At 45.2% G+C, this 24,832-nt stretch carries 23 protein-coding genes and 1 tRNA gene; 19 read left to right on the top strand and 5 right to left on the bottom strand.

Annotated elements, in window-relative coordinates:
* The first annotated feature begins 26 nt into the window (after positions 1–26).
* The 16 genes from ABSY64_RS05420 to ABSY64_RS05495 all read left to right on the top strand — a co-directional run bounded on the left by ABSY64_RS05420 (position 27) and on the right by ABSY64_RS05495 (position 15,731).
* Complete coding sequence (locus ABSY64_RS05420) at positions 27–944, top strand: Ppx/GppA phosphatase family protein (protein ID WP_349642068.1); 918 nt, start codon at positions 27–29, stop codon at positions 942–944.
* Between the two features lie 2 nt (positions 945–946).
* Positions 947–2,182 carry a hydroxymethylglutaryl-CoA reductase, degradative gene (locus ABSY64_RS05425; protein ID WP_349642069.1) on the top strand — a complete coding sequence of 412 codons (1,236 nt, stop codon included), beginning with the start codon at positions 947–949 and terminating at the stop codon, positions 2,180–2,182.
* Positions 2,166–3,116, top strand: a complete 951-nt coding sequence (locus ABSY64_RS05430) for a nitrate ABC transporter ATPase (protein WP_349642070.1) — start codon at positions 2,166–2,168, stop codon at positions 3,114–3,116. Before ABSY64_RS05425 ends, ABSY64_RS05430 begins: the two co-directional genes overlap by 17 nt.
* Before the next feature lie 3 nt (positions 3,117–3,119).
* Positions 3,120–3,833, top strand: a complete 714-nt coding sequence (locus tag ABSY64_RS05435) for an NAD-dependent protein deacylase (RefSeq protein ID WP_349642071.1) — start codon at positions 3,120–3,122, stop codon at positions 3,831–3,833.
* Between the two features lie 76 nt (positions 3,834–3,909).
* Complete coding sequence (locus tag ABSY64_RS05440; RefSeq protein WP_349642072.1) at positions 3,910–4,830, top strand: cation diffusion facilitator family transporter; 921 nt, start codon at positions 3,910–3,912, stop codon at positions 4,828–4,830.
* A gap of 348 nt (positions 4,831–5,178) precedes the next feature.
* A complete protein-coding gene (locus ABSY64_RS05445; protein ID WP_349642073.1) occupies positions 5,179–6,594 on the top strand; it encodes an Nramp family divalent metal transporter in 1,416 nt (471 codons plus the stop codon).
* An 18-nt stretch (positions 6,595–6,612) separates the two neighbouring features.
* Complete coding sequence (locus ABSY64_RS05450; RefSeq protein ID WP_349642074.1) at positions 6,613–7,074, top strand: universal stress protein; 462 nt, start codon at positions 6,613–6,615, stop codon at positions 7,072–7,074.
* Between the two features lie 117 nt (positions 7,075–7,191).
* Positions 7,192–8,382, top strand: a complete 1,191-nt coding sequence (locus tag ABSY64_RS05455; protein WP_349642075.1) for an aminotransferase-like domain-containing protein — start codon at positions 7,192–7,194, stop codon at positions 8,380–8,382.
* Positions 8,383–8,471: 89 nt separating this feature from the next.
* The gene (locus ABSY64_RS05460) at positions 8,472–8,816 is read left to right on the top strand and encodes an ArsR/SmtB family transcription factor (protein WP_349642076.1); all 345 of its coding nucleotides are present in this window, start codon (positions 8,472–8,474) and stop codon (positions 8,814–8,816) included.
* Positions 8,817–8,867: 51 nt separating this feature from the next.
* A tRNA-Leu gene (locus ABSY64_RS05465) sits at positions 8,868–8,951 on the top strand.
* A 101-nt stretch (positions 8,952–9,052) separates the two neighbouring features.
* Positions 9,053–9,541, top strand: coding sequence for a DUF6568 family protein (locus ABSY64_RS05470; protein ID WP_349642077.1), 489 nt, complete (start codon positions 9,053–9,055; stop codon positions 9,539–9,541).
* A 156-nt stretch (positions 9,542–9,697) separates the two neighbouring features.
* Positions 9,698–10,927 (top strand): hypothetical protein, encoded by a 1,230-nt coding sequence (locus ABSY64_RS05475; protein ID WP_349642078.1) that lies wholly within the window; start codon positions 9,698–9,700, stop codon positions 10,925–10,927.
* A 5-nt stretch (positions 10,928–10,932) separates the two neighbouring features.
* The gene (locus tag ABSY64_RS05480; protein ID WP_349642079.1) at positions 10,933–12,363 is read left to right on the top strand and encodes a zinc ribbon domain-containing protein; all 1,431 of its coding nucleotides are present in this window, start codon (positions 10,933–10,935) and stop codon (positions 12,361–12,363) included.
* A gap of 136 nt (positions 12,364–12,499) precedes the next feature.
* Positions 12,500–13,702 carry a hypothetical protein gene (locus ABSY64_RS05485; protein ID WP_349642080.1) on the top strand — a complete coding sequence of 401 codons (1,203 nt, stop codon included), beginning with the start codon at positions 12,500–12,502 and terminating at the stop codon, positions 13,700–13,702.
* Between the two features lie 5 nt (positions 13,703–13,707).
* Complete coding sequence (locus ABSY64_RS05490; RefSeq protein WP_349642081.1) at positions 13,708–15,162, top strand: zinc ribbon domain-containing protein; 1,455 nt, start codon at positions 13,708–13,710, stop codon at positions 15,160–15,162.
* A 53-nt stretch (positions 15,163–15,215) separates the two neighbouring features.
* On the top strand, positions 15,216–15,731 hold the full coding sequence (locus ABSY64_RS05495; protein WP_349642082.1) for a hypothetical protein: 516 nt from the start codon (positions 15,216–15,218) through the stop codon (positions 15,729–15,731).
* 40 nt (positions 15,732–15,771) lie between these two features.
* Here the strand turns inward: ABSY64_RS05495 and ABSY64_RS05500 are convergent, their stop codons facing one another.
* Positions 15,772–16,095: a helix-turn-helix domain-containing protein gene (locus ABSY64_RS05500; RefSeq protein ID WP_349642083.1), complete on the bottom strand. Its 324-nt coding sequence runs from the start codon at positions 16,093–16,095 to the stop codon at positions 15,772–15,774.
* 255 nt (positions 16,096–16,350) lie between these two features.
* Here ABSY64_RS05500 and ABSY64_RS05505 point away from each other — a divergent pair, with 255 nt between their 5' ends.
* From ABSY64_RS05505 to ABSY64_RS05515, 3 genes are all read left to right on the top strand, one after another.
* On the top strand, positions 16,351–17,349 hold the full coding sequence (locus ABSY64_RS05505) for a DUF6287 domain-containing protein (protein ID WP_349642084.1): 999 nt from the start codon (positions 16,351–16,353) through the stop codon (positions 17,347–17,349).
* A gap of 185 nt (positions 17,350–17,534) precedes the next feature.
* Positions 17,535–19,361, top strand: a complete 1,827-nt coding sequence (locus tag ABSY64_RS05510) for a C39 family peptidase (RefSeq protein ID WP_349642085.1) — start codon at positions 17,535–17,537, stop codon at positions 19,359–19,361.
* A 135-nt stretch (positions 19,362–19,496) separates the two neighbouring features.
* On the top strand, positions 19,497–21,098 hold the full coding sequence (locus tag ABSY64_RS05515; protein ID WP_349642086.1) for a LysM peptidoglycan-binding domain-containing protein: 1,602 nt from the start codon (positions 19,497–19,499) through the stop codon (positions 21,096–21,098).
* Between the two features lie 50 nt (positions 21,099–21,148).
* Here the strand turns inward: ABSY64_RS05515 and ABSY64_RS05520 are convergent, their stop codons facing one another.
* The 4 genes from ABSY64_RS05520 to ABSY64_RS05535 are packed head-to-tail and all read right to left on the bottom strand — an operon-like array spanning position 21,149 to position 24,776.
* On the bottom strand, positions 21,149–21,769 hold the full coding sequence (locus ABSY64_RS05520) for a LemA family protein (RefSeq protein ID WP_349642087.1): 621 nt from the start codon (positions 21,767–21,769) through the stop codon (positions 21,149–21,151).
* A gap of 25 nt (positions 21,770–21,794) precedes the next feature.
* A complete protein-coding gene (locus ABSY64_RS05525) occupies positions 21,795–22,646 on the bottom strand; it encodes a TPM domain-containing protein (RefSeq protein WP_349642088.1) in 852 nt (283 codons plus the stop codon).
* Between the two features lie 11 nt (positions 22,647–22,657).
* A complete protein-coding gene (locus ABSY64_RS05530) occupies positions 22,658–23,572 on the bottom strand; it encodes an alpha/beta hydrolase (RefSeq protein ID WP_349642089.1) in 915 nt (304 codons plus the stop codon).
* On the bottom strand, positions 23,559–24,776 hold the full coding sequence (locus tag ABSY64_RS05535) for a PTS transporter subunit EIIC (protein ID WP_349642090.1): 1,218 nt from the start codon (positions 24,774–24,776) through the stop codon (positions 23,559–23,561). Before ABSY64_RS05535 ends, ABSY64_RS05530 begins: the two co-directional genes overlap by 14 nt.
* Positions 24,777–24,832: the final 56 nt, after the last annotated feature.

A 24,832-nucleotide genomic window follows, 5' to 3' on the forward strand; every position in this document is an offset into this window, starting at 1 on the left:
AAAGAAAAGCAAGGAACCGTGCACGGATGGCATATCTAGCAATAATTGATTTAGGTAGTAATTCCACAAGAATGGTCGTCGAAGATTTGCATGCTGATGGAACCTACACCGAATTACGACGTGAAAAGCAGGATACTCGGATTTCTCAAAATATGGGACCTGAACTCACGTTGAAGCCGGAACCGATGGCTCGCACTATCAAGGTTTTGGCACAATTCAAAAAGACGATTGACCAATATGGCGACGTTGAACTGCGTGCCATTACAACGGCTGCCGTGCGGACTGCGCGCAATCAGTCTGAATTTTTGGACCGCGTCAAAAAAGAAGTGGGCATTCAACTGCAGGTGCTAACTGGCCAGCAGGAAGCCCACTATGATTACTTAGGAGTTATGAAGGCGCTGCCTAAAATTGAAGACGGCGTCATCCTCGATACCGGTGGGGCCTCAGTGGAGCTGATCGGTTTCAAGAAACGGAACTCCCTTCACGAGGTTTCTCTGCCTTTTGGGGCGGTGAATCTTTCTGAAAAGTACCATCTGGCTAATCGTGTTGAAGAAAGTAAAGTTGACGAAGCTTGCCAGTCGATTTCAAAGCAGTACCAAGACTTAGGTTGGTTAGGTGAATTCAATGGCCAGCCCGTCATCCTTTTGGGTGGTGCCAATCGTTCTTTGGCCCGGATTGCCCGCACTTTCGCTGGTGAACGTGAAGTCGGCCAAATCCACGGCTATGAAATGTCACAGGAGATGGTCCGTCACCTCTTTAACAAGATTTCTCACACCGACCGTGCTGGCCGTGAAAAGATTGCTGGTTTGGAGAAGTCGCGTGCTGACATCATCGTTTCTGGCCTTTTGCCACTTTTGAACTTGATGAAGATTTTGAACGCTCCCTCAGTCATTTTCTCTGAATCGGGCGTTCGCGAAGGCATTATTGCTGAAAAAATGAATTAATTATGGATAAAAAATTCTACCAACTTAGCCCGCAGGGCCGCATTCGTGCCATGGATTTATCAGAAGATGAACAGGCCGAGTTTTTCCTTGACCAGTCGGCGGACAATGCCTTGCTGATTGAAAATTATGTCACTGATTTTCGAGTGCCACTGGGGATTGTGCGTAATTTTCTACTAGATGGAAAAGAGTATCAACTTCCACTGGCAACCGAAGAACCCTCTGTTGTAGCTGCCGCCAATAACGGTAATCGCATGTTGGCCAAGCAGGGCGGTATTAAAGCTATCGTGCCCGAACAGGCCTATACCACGGGACAATTGCTCTTTGCTGGCGTTGATTTCGCCGAACTGGAAGCTTTTGTGGCGGAACATGAAGAAGAGATTTTCGCGAAAGCGAAGGCGGCTCGTCCATCAATTTACCGCCGTGGTGGTGGTTTATTGAAGGTCAGTGCGCGCGATTTGCGGGTCGGAACCGCATCAGTTGACTTTGCGATCGACACGCAGGCGGCAATGGGGGCCAATATCGTGAACACGATTTTGGAAGCGGAAAAAGAGGTCTTCGAACCCTTTGCTAAGGAAATTGTTACCGCTATATTATCGAACTCCGGACTCGGACAATTGGTCACAGTAACTGGCGAAGTAGCCTATAGTGATCTTGGAAGCCGAAAGAAAGCCCACAAGATGGCTAAACTTTCGGCAATTGGCCAATTGGACCCCGAGCGAGCCGTAACTGAAAATAAGGGGATTTATAACGGTGTTGCTGGCGTTGCTTTGGCAACGGGAAATGACTGGCGTGCTTTGGAGGCCGCAGGACACGCCTATGCCAGTTCTTCCGGGCAGTATCGTTCACTGTCATCCTGGGTGACCGATGACGATGCCAAGGTTTTGCGAGGCACTCTCACTTTGCCAGTCAATGTCGGAACAGTGGGTGGTTCAATTTCCGCGATGCCCCAGGCTCGTCGCTCCCTACAATTATTGAAACAACCTTCGGTCGATGAACTGCGAGCATTGATTGCTGGCGTTGGTTTAGCTCAGAATTTAGCTGCTCTAAAGGCCCTTGCTGGCGAAGGAATTCAAAGGGGACACATGCGGATGCAGTACCGCGCCTTAGCCGTTTCGGTCGGCGCTCGCGAAGACGAACTGGCAGCGATGGTAAAGGGTTTGAAAAAAGCGGAACAGGTCGATTCTGAACTGGCCGCAAAATTACTAAAGGAGATAAGAATCAATGCAGAAGAAGATTGAGCAACTTTTGGAGCAGGTCAATCAAACTTATCCAGGAACGGTGATGACCCGTGTTGGCGACGACCATGATGGCAAAATTCACTTGGACCGGGTTCGTCAGTCGGCGCTTGCTGACCGGATTTTGCTAGAATTACCAGATTCAACGGAAGCGGATTTCTTGCTGGGAAACGAACTGCTCAAGATGCTGCTTTCCTTTAACGGCATTACGCCGCAAATCTTCTTCGCTTTGACTTTCAAAGACGAGGGCCTCGACCAGCAGTTGATTCAGATTGCCACACGGATGCACCGTACGGTTGTTCATGCGATTTCTTACCAGGAATTGGCTAAGCAGGGCATTATCACGGCGGACACGGTGAAGGCTTATCAGGCAGGCGTGGAAGAATTGAGCTTAGAAGATGACCAGCCGGACAGTGAGAGCCTCTGGCGCTTGTTAGTCGTGATGGACGCCTTGGTCTTTGCCCACAATGCTGAAAATTCTGACAATCTTCTTGCAACACTGCAAAAGAACTACCCTTTGGCCTATCAAGCGGCTAAGGAAATCGTTGAACCAATCTTTGCTGCTGACTTAAAGCAATCGCGTCAGATTCGCAGCCAAATGGTACGGGTTTTTGATGCTGTCGATAAAACGCTGGATGGCTGGCACTTACCAACAGTCAATGCCCGTCAGTACGTGACCTTGACTTCAGTTTTGTCAGAACGCCAGCTTAAGCAGCCTGTTCGCCAACTTTTTGATATTTTCCATACGCAAATGTATGATTACCGCACGGGTCAAACAGCCTTTGTCGGACTCTTCAAAAACGATCAGCAGAATTCCTTTGTTATCACGCCGCCAGCCGATAAGGCGGAGTCAGCCAAGTTCTTCAAGGAACTCTATGCCTTACCAACGGTTGATTTGTTTAAGAAATTAGCACTACCATACATCGAAAGGAAGTAATTCATGCTCGTCACACCCGAAATTCAAGCCAAATTTGATCAAGCCCAAAAGATTGTTTTCATGACAGGGGCAGGGGTTTCCACCCTATCTGGCATTCCAGATTACCGCTCAAAAAACGGCATTTATAACGGGGTGACCATGCAGCCAGAATACTTGCTTTCCGCGACGGCCTTTGCTCGTGAGCCGGAAAAGCAGTACCAGTTCATGAAGGATAATATGTACTTTCCGGACGCGAAACCCAATGTTATCCACGAGAAAATGGCCCAGTTATGCCAAGCAGGAAAAGCAAAAATCATTACGCAAAACGTCGATGATTTGCATGTGAAGGCCCAAACGCCGGTAGAGCGCCTAATCCGTTTTCACGGTTCACTTTACGATATTTATGCACCGGTTGATGGTTTTGATGGGCCACGAACGGACTATCGGGAATACTTGAAGTCGATGTACCGGGCTAGTGACCATGCGAAGTTGCGACCCAACATTACCTTCTACGAAGAAATGCCCTTTGATGTCGATAAGTCGGCGCAGTGGGTTGCGGATGCGGATTTGCTGGTAGTGGTCGGCACGAGCTTCCGGGTTTACCCCTTTGCAGGCTTGCTGCAATACGCTAATCCGAATGCCCAAATTATGGCCGTCAACCTCGAACACATTGATACACCCTTTGCGGTGGAGCAAGTGATTGGGGATGCGGGTGAATTTTTCCAAGAATTGAAATAGCTTAAAAGCCGGTTAGACCGGCTTTTTTGCTGCTCAGGAAAAAACGATTGTGATATGATGGCTTTGGAGGTAGTATATGTCACATCATGCACATGACGCCGGAGAGATGCGTCAAATGCCCTACATTGTTGGTATTTCATTAAACTTAATTTTCGTTCTGTCTGAATTAGTCCTGTCACAGTTGGCCCATTCAACGGCACTGTTTGCCGATGCCTTTCATAATCTTTCAGATGTTTTAGCACTGGTGATTGCCTGGTTAGCGGTCCTTGTTTTTGGTCTACGCGCCACCCGTCAACACACCTATGGTTGGCATAACGTGTCAATTCTGGCCAGCATCTTTAACGCCTTGCTCTTGCTTTTTGCTGTGGCCCTGATTTTCTATGAAGGAATCCGTGATTTATTCCTAGCAAATCCAGAACACACAAAGGGCTGGTTGGTGACAATTGTTGCTGCAGTTGGAATCGTCGTGAACTTTTCAACGGCCATGCTTTTCAAGGCTTCGGGAACGCCGGACGAACACGGCCACACCCATGGCCAGGATTTAAATGCCAAGACGGCCTATCTGCATTTGCTTTCGGATGCAGCGGTTTCAATTGGGGTCATCATCGCTGGTTGGTTGATTCAGATTACAGGCTGGCAAATCATTGATCCGATTGTTTCGATGATCATTGGGGTGGTTATCCTGATTTCATCATGGGACGTTATGAAATCAACCTTTAACCTCGCTCTGAACGGGGTTCCGGATACGGTCGATGAAAAGGCAGTGCTGGAATATTTGGAAGGGCTGGCAGGCGTTTCAAAAGTTCACGATCTCCACATCTGGCCTTTGTCAACAACTGAAGCGGCCTTGACGGTTCATTTGGCCATCAAAGACATGCATCAGCAGCAAGCTTTGCTCGATAAAATCACGAAGGATTTGCGCGAGCACTACCATATCGCCCACGTTACGATTCAGATTGAAAGTGAGCAAACCGACGAAGAATGTAACCGAATTTGAAGTTCTTGAAAATATTTCAAATTTGTTTCGTTGTAATATTTCTTTAATATAACTGTATAAATAAGCGCCGTCGGTGCCTTTGTGAAAAGGTGGTTAACACCTGATAAATTAAGGCTTGACGGCGTTTATTTCTTGTGTAATATTATAGGTGGACTCAGAGAGAAATCGTCGGGTTAAGTAGCTTTCATAAGCTTTCAACAGCCAAGTTGAATGAAAATCTTTATGAAAATTATTTAGCACTTTAAAGGGATGATTCCACACAATTTTTTGTTGTGGTTTTTTCTATGCTTTTTTGCGCATATTCTGACTATTTTTCTCTTGAGGATTGATTCCTAAAGGAGAGAATATATGGATAATTCAACTTCTCGCGAAGAAAAATATCAAGAACATAAGCCCCATAAGCATCATTCACTAATTGAGCATACGGGCGAAAAGAGTTTGCAGGAAGTTAACGGAACTGTTTCGGTTCCACCCATGGGCGCACCATTTTGGAAGCGCTTGTTAGCTTTCTCTGGACCAGGGGCCTTGGTTGCTGTTGGTTACATGGATCCCGGTAATTGGGTTACATCAATTATGGGTGGTGCCGCATACCACTACTTGTTACTATCAGTTATCTTGATTTCATCTTTGATTGCCATGCTTTTGCAGTATATGGCTGGTAAGCTTGGAATCGTTAAGCAAGAAGATTTGGCCCAGGCAACTGGAAACCGAACCAACAAGGCTGGTCGTATTTTCCTTTGGTTGATTACCGAAATTGCTTTGGTATGTACGGATATCGCCGAAGTTGTCGGTGGTGCCATTGCCTTGTCATTGCTGTTCGGTTGGCCACTTTTGGTGACGGTCTTCTTGACTGCCTTTGACGTTATCATTTTGCTTCTCTTGATGAAGTTCGGTTTCCGTAAGATTGAAGCGATTGTTGCGACATTGATTTTGACTATTCTGGTCGTCTTTGTTTACTTGACTGCTTTGTCACGTCCTGACTGGATGGCAATTTTGGGAAACTACGTGCCTCGACCAAAGACCTTGGATGGTCAAGGTTTGCATGGATTGGATTCGCCAATTGTGATGACCGCTGGTATTATTGGTGCCACGGTCATGCCCCACAACCTTTACCTACACTCATCAATTTCACAGACTCGTAAGGTTGATCACAGTAACCCCGCAGCCGTTAAGGATGCGGTTCGTTTGATGGCTTGGGATTCAAACATTCAGTTGACTTTGGCCTTCTTCATTAACTCAATGCTTTTGATTGTTGGTGCTGCCCTCTTCTTCGGGCATGCTGGTGAATTGCAAGGCTTCCACGAATTGTACGATGCTTTGAACAACCGCAATATTGCGGGTGCGATTGCTTCACCATTCTTGTCAACCTTGTTTGCCTTGGCTTTGTTAGCTTCTGGTCAAAACTCAACGATTACGGGTACCCTTACCGGTGAAATCATCATGGAAGGTTTCTTGCACTTTAAGATTCCTATGTGGCTTCGTCGTGTGATTACTCGTGGTATCGCAATTGCCCCTGTTTTGGCTGTTACCATCTATTATGGTGGTAACGAAGCTCATTTGGATCAATTGATTCAATCAACCCAGGTTGCCTTGTCAGTCGTTTTGCCATTCTCAATGGCACCGTTGATTTACTTCACTTCTTCTAAGAAAATCATGGGTGAGTTTGCTAACTCAGCTTGGGTTAAGTGGACTGGTTGGATTTGCTTTGTTGGTTTAACTATCATTAACATTTACCTAGTTGGTAGCCAATTTGGTTTGTTTTAATTAGTATAGGAGAAAATCATGGCTGAATTATCATTAGATATCGAACCAAAACAATTCAAGCGTATTTTGGTCGGCGTTGACGAATCCGAACAAGGTTACTATGCTTTGACAAATGCTATTCACCAAGCTCGTGAAGATGATTCTCAATTGATCATTGCCACAATTTTGGAAATGGGTGACTTGTCTGCCATCGATGCTTTGCACTTGGATGTTATCAAGGAAAAGCGGGCAGAACTTGAAGCCAACTTGGTCAAGTATGCTAATTACGCTAAAGAACGTGGTGTGAGCCATGTTGAAACTGTCTTTGATGACGGTGCCAAGGCTGGTGAAATTTTGGTTGACGAAATTTCACCACGCGTGGAAGCTGACTTGATTGTCGTCGGTGCCCATTCACACGAAGGTTTCTGGTCTTCAATCGGATCACAAGCTGCTTATATTGCACGTAACTCAAAGATTTCTGCTTTGATTGTTCGTCAGTAAAATTGTTATTAAAAAGAATCGCTACGGCGGTTCTTTTTCTTTTAAAATAAAATTTGAAATTAATGAGAAAAAGTTTATAATAAGCCTATACTAATTGATAGAAGGCGGGTAATCTCGATGAAGTTTAACTATTCTAAGCACGTTCCCAATACTGATAATGACGCGACCGGCGCAATTCTTGCAGCAGCCGCTGATCCTAAGGTCATTTCTTTGGCGGGTGGCTTGCCCGCCGCTGAATTGTTCCCAGTTGAGGACTTCCGCGCCTCAGCCAACCGTGTTTTTGATGAACACGGAGCACAGGCCTTGCAATACGGTGGTGCAGCTGGTTTGCCAGCTTTGCGCGAAGAAATTATCCGTAATTTCTTGAAGCCCCGCCAGGTTGAAGGTGCTGTGGAAAACATTGCCGTAACAACTGGTTCTGAACAGGCAATTGAACAGATTGCCAAGATGTTCATCAATGACGGTGACACTGTTTTGGTTGAAGCCCCAACGTATCTTTGTACGGTTGATGCTTTCAAGTCTTTCGGCGCTAAGATTGTTACGGTTGCCATGGACGATGATGGGATGAAGATGGATGCCTTGGAAGAAGCCTTGAAGGCCCATCCAGAAGCCAAGTTGATTTATACTATCCCAACTTTCCAAAACCCAACTGGCCGTACCATGCCTGTTGAACGCCGTGAACAGTTCGTTAAGTTGGCCGATAAGTACGGCGTACCAGTTTTGGAAGATGACCCATACGGGGCAATTCGTTACTCTGGTAAAGCTGTGCCACCATTGAAGCACTTTGATAAGACTGGCAATGTTATCTACATGTCATCCTTCTCAAAGATCTTGGCCCCTGGTTTCCGTTTGGGCTTTGTGGTTGCCGATGAGGGCTTCATTAAGACCTTTACCATCATGAAGCAGATTGCTGACTTGCATTCTGACAACTTCAGCCAGTACTTGGTTGCTGATTACTTGGCTCACAACGATGTGGATGCCCACATTGCCAAGATTTCAAAGCTTTACCAACACCGCTTCGAATTGATGCAGTCCTTGATTGAAAGTGAATTCCCAGCTGGTGTTAAGCATTCAAATCCTGAAGGTGGAATGTTTATCTGGTGCCAGATTCCTGGTGATATCGACACGCAAGCATTGTTCGATGCCTGCATCAAGCAGGGGGTTGCATTTGTTCCGGGTGATCCATTCTACGCTGGCGAAAGCGAATCAGGTACGATGCGCTTGAACTTCTCAAACGTTGATGATGACACCATTCGCGAAGGAATGAAGCGTCTTGGCGCTGCCATTACTAAGTTCTTGAATAAGTAAAAAGAAAGACCATTGGGGTCTTTTTTATTTGTGAAAAATCATGAATAATATTTCATGCTATAATGGGTTTTACAAAAAGGAGTTCGCTTGTGCGTAATGATAAAGTTGCCGAACAGTTGAGTATTATCTTTAAATTGCTGGCTAGCCCGCAGCGCTTGAAGATTTTAACTTCATTAAAGGAGAGGCCCCATAACGTTTCTGAATTGGTTGAGGAAACGGGCATGGAGCAGTCTGCCTTGTCCCATCAGTTGCGTTTGCTGCGTCATGCCCAGGTGGTGGCGGCGCAGAAGCGGGGCCGGCAAGTATACTACGAGTTGGTTGATTCGCACATTTTGACTTTGCTGGACAATGCCCGCGAGCACGTGGTTCATGTTTTGGGTAACATGACCCATGATGAGGCGATTGCCAAAGAAAAAAGTGAAAAAAGCAATTGACTTAAGACGTGATCCTTGGTATTCTATTAGAGTTGAAAAACACAAGGAAATGCCCTTGTGGCGGAATTGGCAGACGCGCTGGACTCAAAATCCAGTGGTAGCAATACCGTGTGGGTTCGACTCCCACCGAGGGCATCATTAACCAGTCATTAATTTGACTGGTTTTTCTTTTGCCCTTTATTTTCCCGGGACCAAAGGAGTAAGATTACTACTTAAGAAAGAACTAGGAGGTCCTGATGAAATTTAAGAATCTAGCATTAACGAGTTTAGCAGTTGCTGGAACTGCTTTTGTAATTGCCAGAGTCATTCGCCGCAAGCCAATTACGGACGACGAAATTAAGCAACTTGGCATTGATCCGGCGGAATTCCGTGAAAATATCGCGCTTACTAAGGAGCTGTCCCTCTCAGATTTGGAAGAAAAGCTCGATGGTGGCGAATCATTCGACCTCTTCATCGGGAGTGACGATTGCCCATTCTGTCGCTACTTTTCGCGTACCTTAAAGCATGCTTTGGAGAAGCGTGAGTCAGCGGAACCCGTGTATCATTTCGATTTGCACGGAGCTCAGGAAGCTGGTATGTCGGCGGATCAAGTGGCAAAGTTGAAGGACCGTTTGGCCTTCAAGACGATTCCGCACACCATGACCATCAAGGCTGGTCATGGTGCCGATAGTCGTTCCGGTAGCCGGACAAGTATGGCTGATTTGAACGAGCTTTTTAAGGACTAAATGAGTGGGCGCTGGCCTGCTTTTTTATTTTGACATGGTGGGACTGAATTTTGCTTTAACTATCAGAAAATTTCTAATTCGTAAAGACGTATTTTAATAAATTTGTTATAATTTTAAATAAGATATTAAATTTAACAATGCACAAGGGGAGAGAGTATGGCTACACAACAAGAATGGGAAGACTACTTTGAGCTTCTGAACGGCCGCCAACCAAATATTGCCGAAATTCAGGCAGCACTACAGGTGGGGGCTTTTAAGCCGGATCAAGCGGCACAAGCTTCACAAACAGCGCAAGTTCCGCCCGTGCAAGTACAGTCACAAGCACCCGTGCAAAACAGTGAGTCAACCATGACGCGGGCGCAATTGTTCCAAACGCCTGAAGAAGCGCAAGCGGAAGTTCATCAGCCAACTCAGCCACAGCAACCAGTCCAATCTGAGGCGCCTGCGCAATGGCAACAGCCTGTGCAAGCGCAACCAGCGGCTCAATCGCAAGCTCCGGTACAAGTTCAACAACCGGTCCAGCAGGTTCAGCCAAGCCAAAGTGCATATCAGCAGGGCCAATTTGCTTCACAGGCTAGTCAACAAGCTTTTGCGCAACCTGTTCAACCACAGCAAGCAGCTGTTCCTGTTAAGCCACGTATGGAGAACTTCTTTTCTTGGTTTGTTAAGCGTGCCTTGCATCCTAGCCAGTATGTTCATGAAGAAAATCCAAATGCTCTCTACCTCTGGATTAGCTATGGTCTAGCAACTTTGCTTTCAGCTGGAGTTGTCTGGAATCTTGCTCGTCGCATTATTTACGGCCTGATTAACTCTTTCGGAGACGATTTGGTTCCCTATCAATCAAAATCAGCAGTTCGAATGGTTGCCAACAGTGCTTTAACGCCGGTCTTTTTCGTTACTTTGATTACTTTTGCCGTCTTCTTCCTATCTAATTTGGCGGGATTAAGCTTTATTTCGCGGTCAAAGTACACTTTCAGGCAGACACTTTACAAGTACTTAGCTTGGTTCCCAACGACAGCCTTTTTGGCAGCCTTAGGATTCTTGTATTCATTTATCGCCCCTGTATACAACTTTGGTTCCCTGGCTTCAATCGATTCAGAGCGTGATCCATCCGCAGCAATGCACGCTTTGACGGTCATTAATCTTGAATTTATCGGCTATGCTATTCTCCCAGTGTTGGCAGTCTCAGTGGTTTATTATGGAACTTACTACCTGGTGCAAGACGCGCGCTTTTTCGATGCTAAAGTTGATATGATTTGGTGGCAGTTTATCCAGGTCCTTGTCACTTGGATTGTTTTGTATCTTGCCGTTAAGTTTATTGTTGTGCCATTTGGAATTTCACAAATTATTACAATGGTTACTCACCTCGCCGGTCAAATAGGATAATGCTAATGAAGCAGCAAGAATGGCTATCAAATTTTAAAAAAGAATATGGTCGTAATCCCAACCTTGACGAATTCGAGGCAGCCCAAAAGCAGGGCTTTCCAGTTGAAAAAGTTACCGACTCAGAAGGTGATTTGAAAGCCTGGGTGCAAGCTTTTGAACAGGAAAAGGGTCGTCAGCCAAGTTTTGCAGAAGTGCAGCAACGTAAGGCGGCTGAAGAAGTGGCACCGCTCAGTCAGCCTAAGCAAATGAAGGCCTGGGTTTTGGCCTTTGAACAGCAGTATGGCTATACGCCGAGCCTGGACGAAGTCTTAGCTTATAAGGATTTTTTGGAACATCCTGAAAAATATGCTGCGCTACAAGAACAAAGCGACCAAGATGGTTTACGCAGAAAGCGAATCGTCAATATTATCAAAATTGCGGTTTTGTCCATCGTGGGTCTTTTGCTCTTGGCAATGGCTCTTCTTGCCTATGGTAAGCACTATTATTCTTACCAAACTACTTTGGCTCGTGACGCCAATATCCTCAAGAGTTACGACAGTGCCCGCTATGCTAAGATTTCGAAATGGTCGAAATCAGATAAGCCCATTTCTGCGGACGACTTAGAGGCCATGGCCGCCTACATGAAGGGTGAAAAGATGTCTTCTGCTGAAATTCAGCAGTGGATTGAGCGCCCAGATAAAGGTGTTAGTCTCAAAAAAGATGGAAAAGCCTGGTTTATGTTCCAGCGCTACTCTTTGAAGTACGAACCAACTAACATCGAGGTCAGCACCAATCAATCTGGACTATCAATCCTGGCGAATAATCGTACGGTCACGAGTCACAGCAGTTCTGATGGCTACATGACCATCAAGAATAAGGTGCCTGGCCTCTACAACCTGGTTGCAGAAGGTAAGGTTGACGGTAAAAAGGTTCGTGCAACCAATTCGAATTACTTTGGTGGTCCGACAAACGGGGTCATCAGCCTAAACGTTGATAAAAATAGTAAAGACGAAGACTTATCCGATGACGATGCCATGGACTTAATGAGTAACATGGCTAATAGTCTGAATGAATATTCGATTTCTGATGGTAACTTTAAGGATGCCGATGGCGTCTTTAAGGGTGGTGCGGGTAACAAAAGCTACAAGTCTTTTACAGATTTGATCTCCCATAATTTGCATCATGCTAAGCGGAATGCGGACGCTGTAAATTTTAATCTGGTCAACGTGACCGACGTTGACAAAAAATCAAAGCAAACAGCCACTGTGAAGTTCGAAATGGCGGAGGAGTTCGACTATTCTTGTGATACAGATCCTAAGAATGGCACCGCCGGGACGAAGATTCAGCGTTACCTTATGACAGCTCATCTAGTCTATGATAAGGACAAGAAGCAATGGTTGATTGATAGCGTTGACTCGAAACAAAAGAAATTATCAGAAGACGATAATGTCAATTAATGAAAAACCTGGGATTGAATTCCCAGGTTTTTTTAATTTTTACGGGTAAAGAACGCTTTTTATACAAAAGACACATTAAAATATATTTGTTATAATTCTATATGTTTAATCATTTTAGTTATAAAAGGGAGAAAGTATGGCCACACAACAGGAATGGGAAGATTATTTTGAATTGCTAAATGATCGTCGTCCAAATATCGAAGAAATTCAAACCGCTTTACGAGCAGGAGCCTTCAAAGCCGACCAGGCATCACAGGCAGGATCACAAGCACCTTTGCAAAACAGTCAGGCAGTGCTGAACCGTGTTGACTTGCATGAAACCGCTGCCCAAGTTCAAGAGCAGGCGCAACAAGCAGTTGTTGAGTCTCAAGCTCCGCTTCAATCCAAAGCACCAGTTCAATCCCAATCAACTGTTGCATCACAAGCTCCAATCGAGCCGCAGCAAGCGCTTCATTCAGAGGCGCCAGTTCAATCTCAAGCGCCAATCGAATCACAACAGATTCAGGCCAGTCAAAGCTTTGCTAGCCAAAGCGTCTATCAGCAAAGTCAGTATGCTTCACAAGCATCGACAAACGCCGCTGGACAACAAAACCAGCAAGCCAACACTGCTGAAGAAACAAAGGTAAAGGCCGATGAGGTTTACCAGAAGGTTAAGGCCCATACTGGCAATTACTTCTCATGGTTTATTCAGCGTGCCTTGCGTCCCAGCCAGTACGTGAATGAGAAGAACCCCAATATCATTTACCTATGGATCAGCTTTGCTCTAGCGGTTTTGCTTTCAACCGGTGTGATCTGGAACCTTACTCGTCGCGGCATTGAAGCCTTTTCATCGGCAAGTCACGGACTCTTCTCCTCTTCGACAAACCAACTTGCTAGCCAAGCCTTGTCATCCGTCTTCTTCAGTGGTGTCTTGCTTTTCGCCCTTACTTATATTGCTGGTTTGGCGGGCTTGAGCTTTATTACTCGTTCGAAGTACAGCTTCAAGGAAGTCGTGAACAACTATTTGACTTGGTTCCCAGCAGCTAGCATGTTGGCTGCCGTAGGCTTCCTATACTCATTTATCGCGCCAATGGTTGATATTAGTTCGCTCAACTCACCGGCATCAGCCTTCACCGTCCTAGTGGGACCTTTCTTGTTCACCATGCTTTCAATTGGGGTTGTGAACTTGGGCAGCTACTACCTAGTCCAAGATGCACGTGCCAATGATGCCAAAATCGATGTGATTTGGTGGCAATTTATCCAAATTATTGTGACTGCCGTTGTTTTGTATCTCGCTGTTAAATTGATTGTTGTTCCTATGGGTCCTGCCCAAATTAATTCACTACTTAACTTTGGGTGATAGCAATGAATCAAGAAGAATGGCTATTAAATTTTAAAAAGGAACACGGTCGTAATCCCAGCATGGAGGAATTCCAAGCAGCTAAAGCTCGGAATTTTGTGGATGATAAAGCAAAAATTGTCCAGCAAGAATTAAAGACCTGGGTACAAGCCTTCGAACAACAGTATGGCCGCAAGCCCAGCTTTGAGGAAGTCCAGCAGCGTAAGAATTCTTACCAAAAAGGTGATCAGCAGCCCAATCAGATGAAGGCGCTCTTTCTTGCTTTTGAGCAGCAGTATGGCTATCAACCCAGCTTAGATGAGCTGCTGACTTATAAGGATCGTTTGGCCCATCCTGAAAAGTATGTGCAGGCCCAAAAACAGCCCGCACAGGTTAGCGTCGGACGAGCCGATACACGTGTAAAGCGCCATTCTAATAAGCTTAAAATTATCATTTCTCTAGCTGTTGGACTTTTGGTCGTACTGATTGCTTTGCTGGTGTATGGCCAGCACTATTACTCATACGATGCAACTTTGGCTCGTGATGCCAATGTTTTGAAAAGCGCTGACAGTAAGAAGTATGCCAAGATTTCAAAGTGGAAGGACTCGAACAAGTCGCTTTCCGACAGTGATCTTGAGGCGATGGCAGCTTACATGAAGAATGAAAAGATGTCGTCTGCAGAACTCAAGCAGTGGATCAAGCGCCCGGGCAAGGGTGTAAGCTTTGAACGTGATGGCAAGGCCTGGTTGATTTTCCCTCGCTATGTTTTGAAATATGAACCGGTGGATCTCGAAGTTAGCACCAATCAAAACGGTTTGTCGATTTCGATGAATGACCGTGAAATCAACAATGATAGCAGTGCCGATGACAACTTGGTCGTTAAGCACAAGGCGCCTGGACTATACAATTTTGTTGCCAAGGGAACCGTTGACGGTAAAAAGGTTCGTGCCACGGACTCAGCCTACTTCGGTGGTTCAGAAAATGGTTTAATCAGTTTGAACGTTGATAAGGACAGTAGCGACGATAAGGGCAAAAATAATTTGTCCGATGACGATGCTTCTGACTTGCTAAGCCACATGGCGGATAGCCTGTCTGACTTCGCCGATTCCGAAGGTGATTTCAAAGACGCTGATGACATCTTTAGCGGTGGGTCAGATAACAAGACTTGCAAGGGTTTTCGTGACATGATTTCCCACAATCTGCACACGGCTAAACGAACGGCCGACAGTATTCATTTTGGGGATGTTAATGTCACGCAGGTCGACATGAAGTCGAAGAATAAGGCGGACGTGAAGTTCGAAATGACAGAGGACTTCAATTATTCTGCTGACACGGATCCTGACGGAAATACTTCCGGCACGAAGACTCAACGTTATCTTTTGATTGCCCACTTGGTTTATGACAAAGATAAGAAGAAATGGTTAATCGATAGTATCGATCCCAAACAAAAGAAATTATCAGATGATGATAATGTGAATTAATAAAAAGCCCTGAAATTAAGATTCAGGGCTTTTGTTGAAGTAGGAGAGAAATGATGAAAAGGTATATTTGGGTGGGTTTAGTGATTGTTGTATTGGCAATCACCGCTTGCTGGGCCATTGGAAATCAGAAGGCACAGAAAAGTGATGACACTGAGAAAATTGAAAAAGTAGCTAAGTCTTCTAGTTCCAAGGAAGTGAAGTCTTCTAGCTCTAGCAGTGAAACCATGTCATCAGGTTCCTCCAAAACAAAGGAGGGAGCTAACCCAATTAATCTGGATGAAGCCCAAGTCTTGTTGGCCCAAGTCTTGTTGGCCCAAGCCAATGGTGAATGGCCGAGTGACAATGTTAAAATTCTTAGTCAGACTGCCAACAAAACCACTATCGGTGGTGGCATCGGCGCTAAGGGATATGATGTCATTACCTTCGTCAATGAAGGAAACCAGGTGAAAATCCACGAAGTCTTTGGAACCATGGGTCCCGCAGGACAAGGCGAAATCCCAGGTGCTGAAGGAACGGGTGCACATCCAATGGATGGTGTCTTGCCAAAGGATTACACCATTCAACGATAATCATGTTAATCAAAAAAAGAACCCTCGTAAGGGTTCTTTTTTACTTTTCGTTAATCAAATCCACCAAAGTCTGTAGTGCATTTAGCACCTTTTGACGGTCACTGGATTCCATCATGTCTAGCTCGTGGATGAGCTTGTCATAATCGGCTCGTTTTTCGTCCTGTTCTTCAACACTGAGTAATTTGTTGGGAGTTGTTTCGAATACGTCAGCTAGTTTCATCAAAGTGTTCACTTCAATGTTCTTATTAATATTACGTTCGATTTTTGAAATCGAATTGATTGACATATTGCATTTTTCAGCTAACTGTTCAATCGTCCATTTACGATTTTTTCGTAATTGGCGAATCTGGGAACCAAATTCCATGAGTGCTTAACCTCGCTATATCGTTCATATAATATTTTAAAAATTGAACAGATTAAAATAAATATACCTAAATAGACAAAACGTATATTTTGGTCTATATAAATTTGTTATACTTGTAAAGCGTTATACAGGGATTCATTACGTATTTTCTTTTAAGTTATACGGATGAAATTTTAGATTATGTAGATTAAATGAGCGTAAAAAGACAGATGTTGGTCATCTGTCGAATGTCGTTTATTTCTTGGGGAGAGAATCATGAAGAAATCATATATTATCGGGGGATTGATTGCCTTTATCGTCCTGATCCTAGGTGCTTTTTACCTCATTGGAAGCAATCACAATGAGAGTAAGTCTCAAAATCAAATTGTTTTCAAGCATAAAGGAAAGCAAGCAACTAAGAAAACTTCCGGCATGAAGCTTGAAGAAATCAAAAACGGTAACTTTGAAAGTGTCGCAGGAACCTGGCAAAAGTCGGATGGCTCGCAAATTGTTTTTGATTCAAAGGGGCTAGTTTCTAGTACCAACAATGGCAATGTGAATACAGACCAAAAGATTTACTTGGATTCTGGCAAAATTGATGTTGATGGAACTTCAATCTATGTTAATTCGCACATTGAAAACGGTGTTTTGAAGGCCAAGCTAGGGGCGAAGGAATTGGATCCCAATGGGGCATCAATCTTAACGCCCACGGATTTCATTCCTAAGGGCGTTAGTGCTGATGGTTCGGGTGATAACGACCATGATCGTATCTACATTGGGCAGCAATATGGCAGTGAAAATATCTTCACGAAGGTTGACGGTGCTAAGCAGGAGTCTTCTAGTGGTGAGTCTAAGACGATAGGCTCTTTGAGTGATCGTGATAAGGAGGCCTTGGCTTTGCTAGGTTTACCAGAAGATTTTGATTCCGATTATGGAAAGATTAAGCCAGCTTACATTTTTGCCGGTCAAATGCCAGTTGGAAGCAACGCTATGGATGATAATGGCCAATGGATTAAGACAGTTTCCTTTGATGGTGTTCGTTTCAAGAACGAAGACGGCCGGATGAACGTTTTGCTCAACAATCCTGATAATCATGACAACATTACCTATGTTCAAGGTTCTTTTTCAATTAATGGTGATACTGTCACTTATGAGAACCATGGGACTCGCGTCGGTGGCAGTTCACAACCAGCCGGTCAGAAATCTTTATCAGATTTGTATAAGCAATTCCATAAGGATCCCAAGTTCAACCAAATGAAGAACGCAATCCACTAAACCAGACCCAAAATTCTGAACAGACTCTCTGAGTCTGTTTTATTTTATGAATTTTTCTTAACAAAATGTCTCAAAAAAGCCCTAAAAAGGGGCTTTTATGTTACAGTAGTATTACAACTTAAGAGAATCTTAAACATTATTAAATTTTGGGCTAGACCATTGGGGAGTCTAGCGGGGAGAGAAGTATGCAAGAAAAGCAAGGTAATTGGAAGTTCGTTAAATCAGGTCGCACGTTGGTCAACATGACTGCTGCCTCTGTTGTGGTATCTGTGCCATTTTTGTCAGCCAACCTGAACGCCGCTTCCGCTGACACGGTTCAGACTAACGCCGTTTCATTGTTTAAAACGAATGCATTTACTAAGCCAGCAGGGCTAAAGGGCATCACGAATAACAGTTTTAACTACTTTATGAACTTGTTTGGCGATGACACGACGCCGGTAAGTAACTCAACAGCGCCCACGCCACAGCCGCAAAGCCAGTCAACTTCAACCGCTGATAACGGTTCAACTAGCACCTCGATGAGCACGGCCGCCAGTCAATCTGTTAGCCAAAGTACTGCCAGCAGTGCCACTGCAAGCGAAAATGCCTTTGCGAACCAATATGATTCCTTTAACAACTCATTAAGCAAGTCAACGACGGTTTCAACGACTGCATCACAAAGCGCCAGTACTTTAGCCAGTCGCTCGGCAAGTATGTCAGTTACGAACCAAAACAACGCTTCTCTTTCAAACAGCCTTTCAACGGCCAAGAGTTCGGCTGCTTCACAATCGGCATCAACTAGCAAGAACGCACCTGCCTCAAACTGGGCTTCTTTGTCCGATTCAGTCAGCCAACTCTTCAGTCAATCAACTGCCGATTCTCAGACGAAAGCGAACCAAAGTTCAACTGCTGCATCACAGAGTGCTAGCACTTTAGCTAGCCGCTCAAACAGCATGTCAGTTACGAACCAAAACAACGCTTCCCTTTCAAACAGCCTTTCAACGGCCAAGAGTTCGGCTGCTTCACAATCGGCATCAGCTAGCAAGAACGCGCCAGCATCAAACTGGGCTTCTTTATCTGACTCAGTGAGCCGTTCCCAGTCAACGTCAACCACTGGCCAAAACGCTGCTTCGACGTCGAATTCAACTAGTGCCGCCAATTCATTGAACAGCCGTTTCCAAGACTATTTGAGCCAGTCAAACAGCACCAGTTTGAAGGCTTCTTCGGCTGCTAGCCAAAAGGCCTCCACCTCTGGTTGGGCATCAAACTTCATTAGCCAGCAAGCTTCAACCTCTGCCTCAACATCAAGTTCTCAGGCTAATCCGCTCGTTCCGGTTGCTGATGGGAACCAGTTTTACACGGTAAACGGCGATGTTTACTATCGTGACACTTACGGTCGCAACGTTACTGGTGACCAAGTGATTAATGGCCGCAACATGCGTTTCTTTAACACCGGAAAACTCGATTGGACCAGCGTTAACATTGCCTTGCCCCACACGAACATGAGTCAACTTGCGCAGGGCGCACCAGAAGGCTGTGAAGGAACCTCCTTCCAAATGGCCCTTTCCGCTAAGGGTAAGACCATGCCTTATCTTTCAAGCATTTACAACACGATTGGCTATGGCTGGGACGTTTCCCCATGGCAGGGCTTCCACGGTAACCCATTTGGCTACAATACGGGTGTAACCCAGACTGTTTTCGCCGGACCACTTGCTGCAAAGCTGAATAATGTTTACGGCGTGCAAACCAAGGACATGACTGGTGCAACCATTGGGGATGTGATTGCCCAGCTCGCTCAGGGTAACCCCGTGATTACTTACATCCCTTGGGACCACCAAATCACTGGCCAGAATAACTATCACGTTCAACTAATTTACGGTTACTCAAACGGTAACTTCTTGATTGCTGATCCTTATCCAATCATCAATGGCGCTAACTATGCCATGCAGGTTGACCAGTGGCATTACTTGAATCAAAACATTCAACCAGTGGGATACTACGGTCCCGCAGGAATGAATGTTGCCGTTCAGTAATTCTGTCGGACTTGTGATGTAACATTTTTGTTATATGAATCACTAAAAACCTAGGAATTATGGTATATTAGTGGGGTAATAGCTTTAGAAAATCTTAAACTTTTAAAAGAGGGAAGCTTCTAGAGGAGGAAAGAAATGGAAAATAACAAGAAAACATGGAACGCAGCCCGTGCGGGACGCGACTTTGTTAATATGACCATGACCTCATTCATGGTGTCTGCGCCTTTCGTGCCAGCCATGATGAACACGGTTGCCTCAGCCGATACGAATGATCAGCAAAAGGCAGTTCAGACTGCCCAAAAAGATGCAAAGCAAAAGGCTTGGACCAAGAATTCAGCCGATCAAGTCCGTTCTGCGCTCAACAAGCAGCACATCAACAATGACAACCTTGGCGATTACATCGTTCAATGGGGTGACACTTTGGAATCCATTTCAGCGGCAACGAACATTTCCGTTGATAACTTGGCCCAACGTTTCAACATTCCTGATGCTAACTTGATTTATGCGGGTTACCCATTGGGTCAACAGCAGTACTACTATGGTTTGGCCGATGACCAAAAGGCTGCTTACCAAGGTCAAGGACAGGCTCCGTCTGGTCAAAATTATGGTCAGTATGCTGGTTATGACTTTGGTCAATACGCTGGTTACGGCTACAACTATCCTGCATGGTGGGGTAGTTGGGTTCCGGGTGACTGGATTCCTGGCTATGTGCCAGCCGATGGCCAACCAGTAGGACCTAACTTTGTTCCTGGTTCAACTAGTCAGTCAACCACACCACAGCCTACTCCTGGTTCGACTTCAACCTCTGCTTCTACTCAGACTTCAACTTCTGATTCTTTGAGCCAGTCGAACAGTTCAGCCGCCTCAACATCATTGAGCACTTCTGCAAGCCAGAGTAACAATGGGCATGGGGACAAGAGCCAGTTCGGTTCATTCTCAGCTTCATTGAGTACTTCAACCTCAGCATCTGAAGCCGGTTCAAACAGTGCTTCAACTTCAAGTAGCTTGAGCACTTCAACGTCAAAGGCAAACTTCGCCTCAAATAGTGCGTCGAAGTCTGCTTCAACTTCTACTTCCGAAAGCAAGAATGTTCCAAGCGACAACTCAGCTTCAAAGTCTGCCTCAACTTCAACATCTGTTTCACAGAGCCAAAGTAAGGCCGCAGCTAAGTCAGCAAGTGAAAGCGCAAGCTCATCAACTTCTGCATCAAATAGCAAGGCTGCTGCTGATCAGGCCTCAGCATCTGCTTCAAACTCAACTTCACAGAGTAACTCAACGAAGGTTGCATCTGAAAGTGCAAGTACGGTTGTTTCACAGTCAAGCTCAACTTCAGCTTCAGCAGTTGCTTCAGCTAATGCATCTAAGAGTGATTCAGAAAGCAAGTGTTCAACTTGTTCTGCCTACCACTCAGCATCAGCTAGCTTGAGCGTTATGAGCAGTGTGATCTTCTCTGCTTCTGCCTCAACCAGCTTGGTTAGTCAAGCGGTTGCCAGTGTTGCGGTAAGCATGTCAAGTTCAGACAGTGCTTCGACTTCATTGAGTGATGCTAACGTTGCTGCCCCAGCAGCTGCACAGCAAGTTGCTGAAACGGCCACTACGGTGACGGCTCCAACTGTTATCGAAACACCAAGTTCAACAACTAGCTCTGAATCAACTGCACCAAAGACGGCGCAAGATCTTATTGATATCGTTAACAATGCCACTGAATCAACGAGTTCAGCAGCAAACAATAATTAAGCTTACAAAATAAAAAGACCGCCAATCGGCGGTCTTTTTTTGCATTCGAATTAATTGAAGTTAACTTCTGGATTCTTCTGTGCGCTGGCGTCAGCAGCGAAGTAGCTCATCTTCTTGTGGTTTGTCATGCCCGCAACGATTGATGATGGGAAGGCGACAACCTTGTCGTTGTATGCGCGGACCGTCTTGTTGTACTTCAGACGTTGGTAGGTCACGCGGTTGTCGGCGCCTTCAATTTGCGCCATCAAAGTTGACATTTGGTCACTTGACTTCAAGTTAGGATAATTTTCGTTAATAGAAGAAACCATGACGTTCATGGCCTTTTCTTGATTCTGCATGGCAGAAGTCTTGGCATCCTGGCTATCAGCCTTGTCATAGTCGCTCTTGGCGTTGTTGTAGCGTGTACGTGCTTCGGCGATTTGGCCGTAGACCTTGCTTTCCTGACCCTGGCTACCCTTAACGGCGTTAACCAAGTTTGGAATCAAGTCCGCACGGTTTTGCAAGGCGGCCTGGACGGCACCGGTTTGTTCTTCAACATCCTGTTGCTTGCGGTTCATGCCGTTTGACGAGGAAACGAAAGATCCGCCGAAGATCACAACAAGGGCTGCAATGACCATGGTTACGATGAACCAAGTCCGCTTGTATATTGGTTGGGTATTTGTATTTTGCATTGTTTATTTCCTTATTTCTATTTGATTAAATCCCGGAACCGCCACCACCGAAGTCGCCGCCACCACCAGAATCTGTAAAGCCACCGAAATCACCACCCGATGAACCCCAGTCACTGCCGGAACCATAACTATTGTTGCTACCAGACGATAGTAAGCCAGAAAGCAACCACCAGTCAATCCAGGATCCACCGCCATGGTGATGGTCGTCATCATCGTGATCATCATGATTTTTAGGCATGCGATTCCAAACTAAAATGACAATGACGAAGAGTATGGCCGCAGCAATCAGTGCGAAAATCATACCACTGTCGTTATCCTTTTTAGGAGCGGCCTTATCAGTTGGCAGTGCTTTAGCAACTTGGTCAAAAACGTTCATTAGGCCTTGATTGACTTCATCATCGTTTGAGGACTTGAGCTTGCTCTTTTGTGATTGCAAAATTTGGTTCGTTTTTGCATCTGGTAGCACTGATTCTACACCAGTTCCCGTCGAGATAAAAACGTTATTTGTGCCATTATTTTTGGCAAAAACAATGATGACACCGTTGTCTTCACCACTGCGACCAGGATGCCAAGTTTTGCGTAAAGTCAGTTGGTTGGTGAAATCTTGCAGGTCCATGCCATCAGAATTATTCACTGTTAAAACGATAATCTGCGGCCGCTGCTTTGTCTGCTTAAATTTCTTTTCCTGATCAATGATGTGCTGCTGACTCGCCGGCGTCAAAATGTTGGCGTAGTCGTTGAGCACGTAGTACTTAGTTGGTTTAATCGTATCCGGATTTTCAGCGTAAGCTTGTTGAAAATTGATACTTAGTAAGAAGGCCAGCGCTGCCAATATAATTGACCAGCCCCAGCCTGCGTTCTTTTTAGCGGAAAACATTAATCTCCCTCTTAATTATCTTTATTGTCTTTTTGGTCGTCGTCCTTCTTGGGTTCGACTTCCTTCTTCAAGGCGTTTCGTGCTCGCCTGTGGTTAGCACTGTTATTATCACCCAAGACATACTCTTGAATCAACTGAATTACTTCAGTATTATCTGGCAAATCCGAGTGCTGGGCATTGCTTCCAGAAACTGTAATTTGCGTATAAGTCTTCACGTGGTTTTGGAAGATATACTTTCCAGCCAAAACGGACTGAACGGGGACAAGTCCATCCGTCGTGTAATCTTCCGAACCGGCAATTGAATAAACGGTTAAGCTGCTTGGCAAACTTGTTGCACCGTCTCTGAAATCACGGAACATGTCCGTTGGCTTGGTGATTGATGTTTCTGAGAAGTTATAAGGCGTTCCCAGGGTCATCAAAGTATCGATGCTGAAGTCAGAACTTGAATAGTAGTTTTCAAGGTATTCGGTCCAGTCCAAGCCACCATTGGAATGGCCAACGGCAGAAAGCTGACGGAAGTGGTAACGCTTCTTCAAATCAGTCAAGGCAATGTCTAACCACTTTCCTTGACGCTTAATATTGGCGTAGGAATCAGAATTATCTTCGAAACCAACCACGATGAAGGGTTGGTGGTTGGCATCAGTTACTTTACCGGAGTAAACCAACTTATTGTTTTTCTTGACCAACACCTTCAAGACAGAGTACTTGTCTTTGGCCCGCCGGCCCTTATTAAGAGCGGTAAAGAGGTCATCAAAGCGATTAATGGAAGCAGAGGAACCCGGGACAAAAACAACCGGCGCAATTCGCATGTTACGAATCTGCTTACCACCTGAGTGAGATTGCTTCGTAATCCAGATGGATGAAAAGCAAGCGATTACAACGAGAAGAGTGGCACCGAAGACCAGTAAAATCTTATTGAACTTCATTTAAGAGTGCCTCCTGATCGAGATATTTAACAAAGGGCTTGTAGATAAAGATGCTGATAATAAAACTCAACAAGACGAAGGCCAAAGCTTGGAACTGACTCTCCGAAGCAACAAAGCCGAGGAGAATGTGGGGGATGTCCCCGGGAGCAGCCCAAACGGTCGGCTTCATCAAGCCTAATTTAATAGCCGTATAACCAATGGTCGTTGATGCCAAAGATGAAAGAATCATTGGCACGATTGTCAGTGGACGCAACATTGATGGTAAACCAAAGAGTAGAATCTGGCTGTTATCAAAGAGCGATGGGATAAAGGACAGGTAACCAATCTTACGATTGTGCTTGGATTTGGCAAAGAGCAACCAGAATGTCAGCGCCAAGGTCGATCCGACACCTCCGATAAAAGCAAAGGTTGCTAGGACAGAGTAGAGATTTTCTGGATAGCTCAGTGTTGCTGATGTTGATTCGTAAATGGCGTTTAGGTTGGTTGTGACCGGCGTCAAATCAATAATGTTGGAAGACAGGTCGGTGGGCAAGCTCAAGCCCAACCAGACAGTTAACGGTGCAAGTGCTGCCGTTACCAGCAAGCCCCAGAAGTGGGTGAAGAATTCTAGGGAGAAGAGGTCTGGATAGGAACCTTGAAGCAAGTAGGGCGCCGTCCAAGTTGACCCGATAATTGCCACGACCACAATTAGAGTCATCCATAGTAGATTGACATAGCCGAAAGTGGCTGGTCGGAAGCGCAGCAGGCGTTCTAGCCAATAGAAGGATTCACAGGACAGCCAAACGAAAAGGAAAATCGTCAGATATTGAATCGTTGGTCGACTTTGAGCCTGAAAATTGAGCAGGGTTAATAGGAAGATAACCGAAAAGTTAATGATAACCGGTAGAACATTTTGCGAAACCATCCGATCTTGCAGATAAGCCTGCGTGAAGGTGATGGTTAGGACCAAGACAACGGCGTAATCGGCCATGTTCGTTAGGACCTGCATCAACTGCGGGTCAAACAAATGAGGGGCATTGTAGTTAAATATGGTGGGAAACAATGAGTTTGGGCTCAAAAAGAGGCGGTCAATGAGCCGCCAATAAACTGCAATAGTAATGATTGGGAGTGATGCTGCAAATGACTGATAAAGTGCGCGGATGACCATGATATTTCGAAAAGAATGGTCCCATTTTGCTAGCTTTGCGATTGCTTTGTGAAGCATGAAAACCTCGTTATGTCATGAATTTGTTAAATTAACAATAGGGCCGGTCTATGTTA

Source organism: Eupransor demetentiae (assembly GCF_963930865.1).
In the GTDB taxonomy this organism is placed as follows: domain Bacteria; phylum Bacillota; class Bacilli; order Lactobacillales; family Lactobacillaceae; genus Eupransor; species Eupransor demetentiae.

Coding starts and splice junctions, on each gene's coding strand:
- ABSY64_RS05420 (WP_349642068.1), top strand. CDS start 27: ATGGCATATCTAGCAATAATTGATTTAGGTAGTAATTCCACAAGAATG.
- ABSY64_RS05425 (WP_349642069.1), top strand. CDS start 947: ATGGATAAAAAATTCTACCAACTTAGCCCGCAGGGCCGCATTCGTGCC.
- ABSY64_RS05430 (WP_349642070.1), top strand. CDS start 2,166: ATGCAGAAGAAGATTGAGCAACTTTTGGAGCAGGTCAATCAAACTTAT.
- ABSY64_RS05435 (WP_349642071.1), top strand. CDS start 3,120: ATGCTCGTCACACCCGAAATTCAAGCCAAATTTGATCAAGCCCAAAAG.
- ABSY64_RS05440 (WP_349642072.1), top strand. CDS start 3,910: ATGTCACATCATGCACATGACGCCGGAGAGATGCGTCAAATGCCCTAC.
- ABSY64_RS05445 (WP_349642073.1), top strand. CDS start 5,179: ATGGATAATTCAACTTCTCGCGAAGAAAAATATCAAGAACATAAGCCC.
- ABSY64_RS05450 (WP_349642074.1), top strand. CDS start 6,613: ATGGCTGAATTATCATTAGATATCGAACCAAAACAATTCAAGCGTATT.
- ABSY64_RS05455 (WP_349642075.1), top strand. CDS start 7,192: ATGAAGTTTAACTATTCTAAGCACGTTCCCAATACTGATAATGACGCG.
- ABSY64_RS05470 (WP_349642077.1), top strand. CDS start 9,053: ATGAAATTTAAGAATCTAGCATTAACGAGTTTAGCAGTTGCTGGAACT.
- ABSY64_RS05475 (WP_349642078.1), top strand. CDS start 9,698: ATGGCTACACAACAAGAATGGGAAGACTACTTTGAGCTTCTGAACGGC.
- ABSY64_RS05480 (WP_349642079.1), top strand. CDS start 10,933: ATGAAGCAGCAAGAATGGCTATCAAATTTTAAAAAAGAATATGGTCGT.
- ABSY64_RS05485 (WP_349642080.1), top strand. CDS start 12,500: ATGGCCACACAACAGGAATGGGAAGATTATTTTGAATTGCTAAATGAT.
- ABSY64_RS05490 (WP_349642081.1), top strand. CDS start 13,708: ATGAATCAAGAAGAATGGCTATTAAATTTTAAAAAGGAACACGGTCGT.
- ABSY64_RS05495 (WP_349642082.1), top strand. CDS start 15,216: ATGAAAAGGTATATTTGGGTGGGTTTAGTGATTGTTGTATTGGCAATC.
- ABSY64_RS05500 (WP_349642083.1), bottom strand. CDS start 16,095: ATGGAATTTGGTTCCCAGATTCGCCAATTACGAAAAAATCGTAAATGG.
- ABSY64_RS05505 (WP_349642084.1), top strand. CDS start 16,351: ATGAAGAAATCATATATTATCGGGGGATTGATTGCCTTTATCGTCCTG.
- ABSY64_RS05510 (WP_349642085.1), top strand. CDS start 17,535: ATGCAAGAAAAGCAAGGTAATTGGAAGTTCGTTAAATCAGGTCGCACG.
- ABSY64_RS05515 (WP_349642086.1), top strand. CDS start 19,497: ATGGAAAATAACAAGAAAACATGGAACGCAGCCCGTGCGGGACGCGAC.
- ABSY64_RS05520 (WP_349642087.1), bottom strand. CDS start 21,769: ATGCAAAATACAAATACCCAACCAATATACAAGCGGACTTGGTTCATC.
- ABSY64_RS05525 (WP_349642088.1), bottom strand. CDS start 22,646: ATGTTTTCCGCTAAAAAGAACGCAGGCTGGGGCTGGTCAATTATATTG.
- ABSY64_RS05530 (WP_349642089.1), bottom strand. CDS start 23,572: ATGAAGTTCAATAAGATTTTACTGGTCTTCGGTGCCACTCTTCTCGTT.
- ABSY64_RS05535 (WP_349642090.1), bottom strand. CDS start 24,776: ATGCTTCACAAAGCAATCGCAAAGCTAGCAAAATGGGACCATTCTTTT.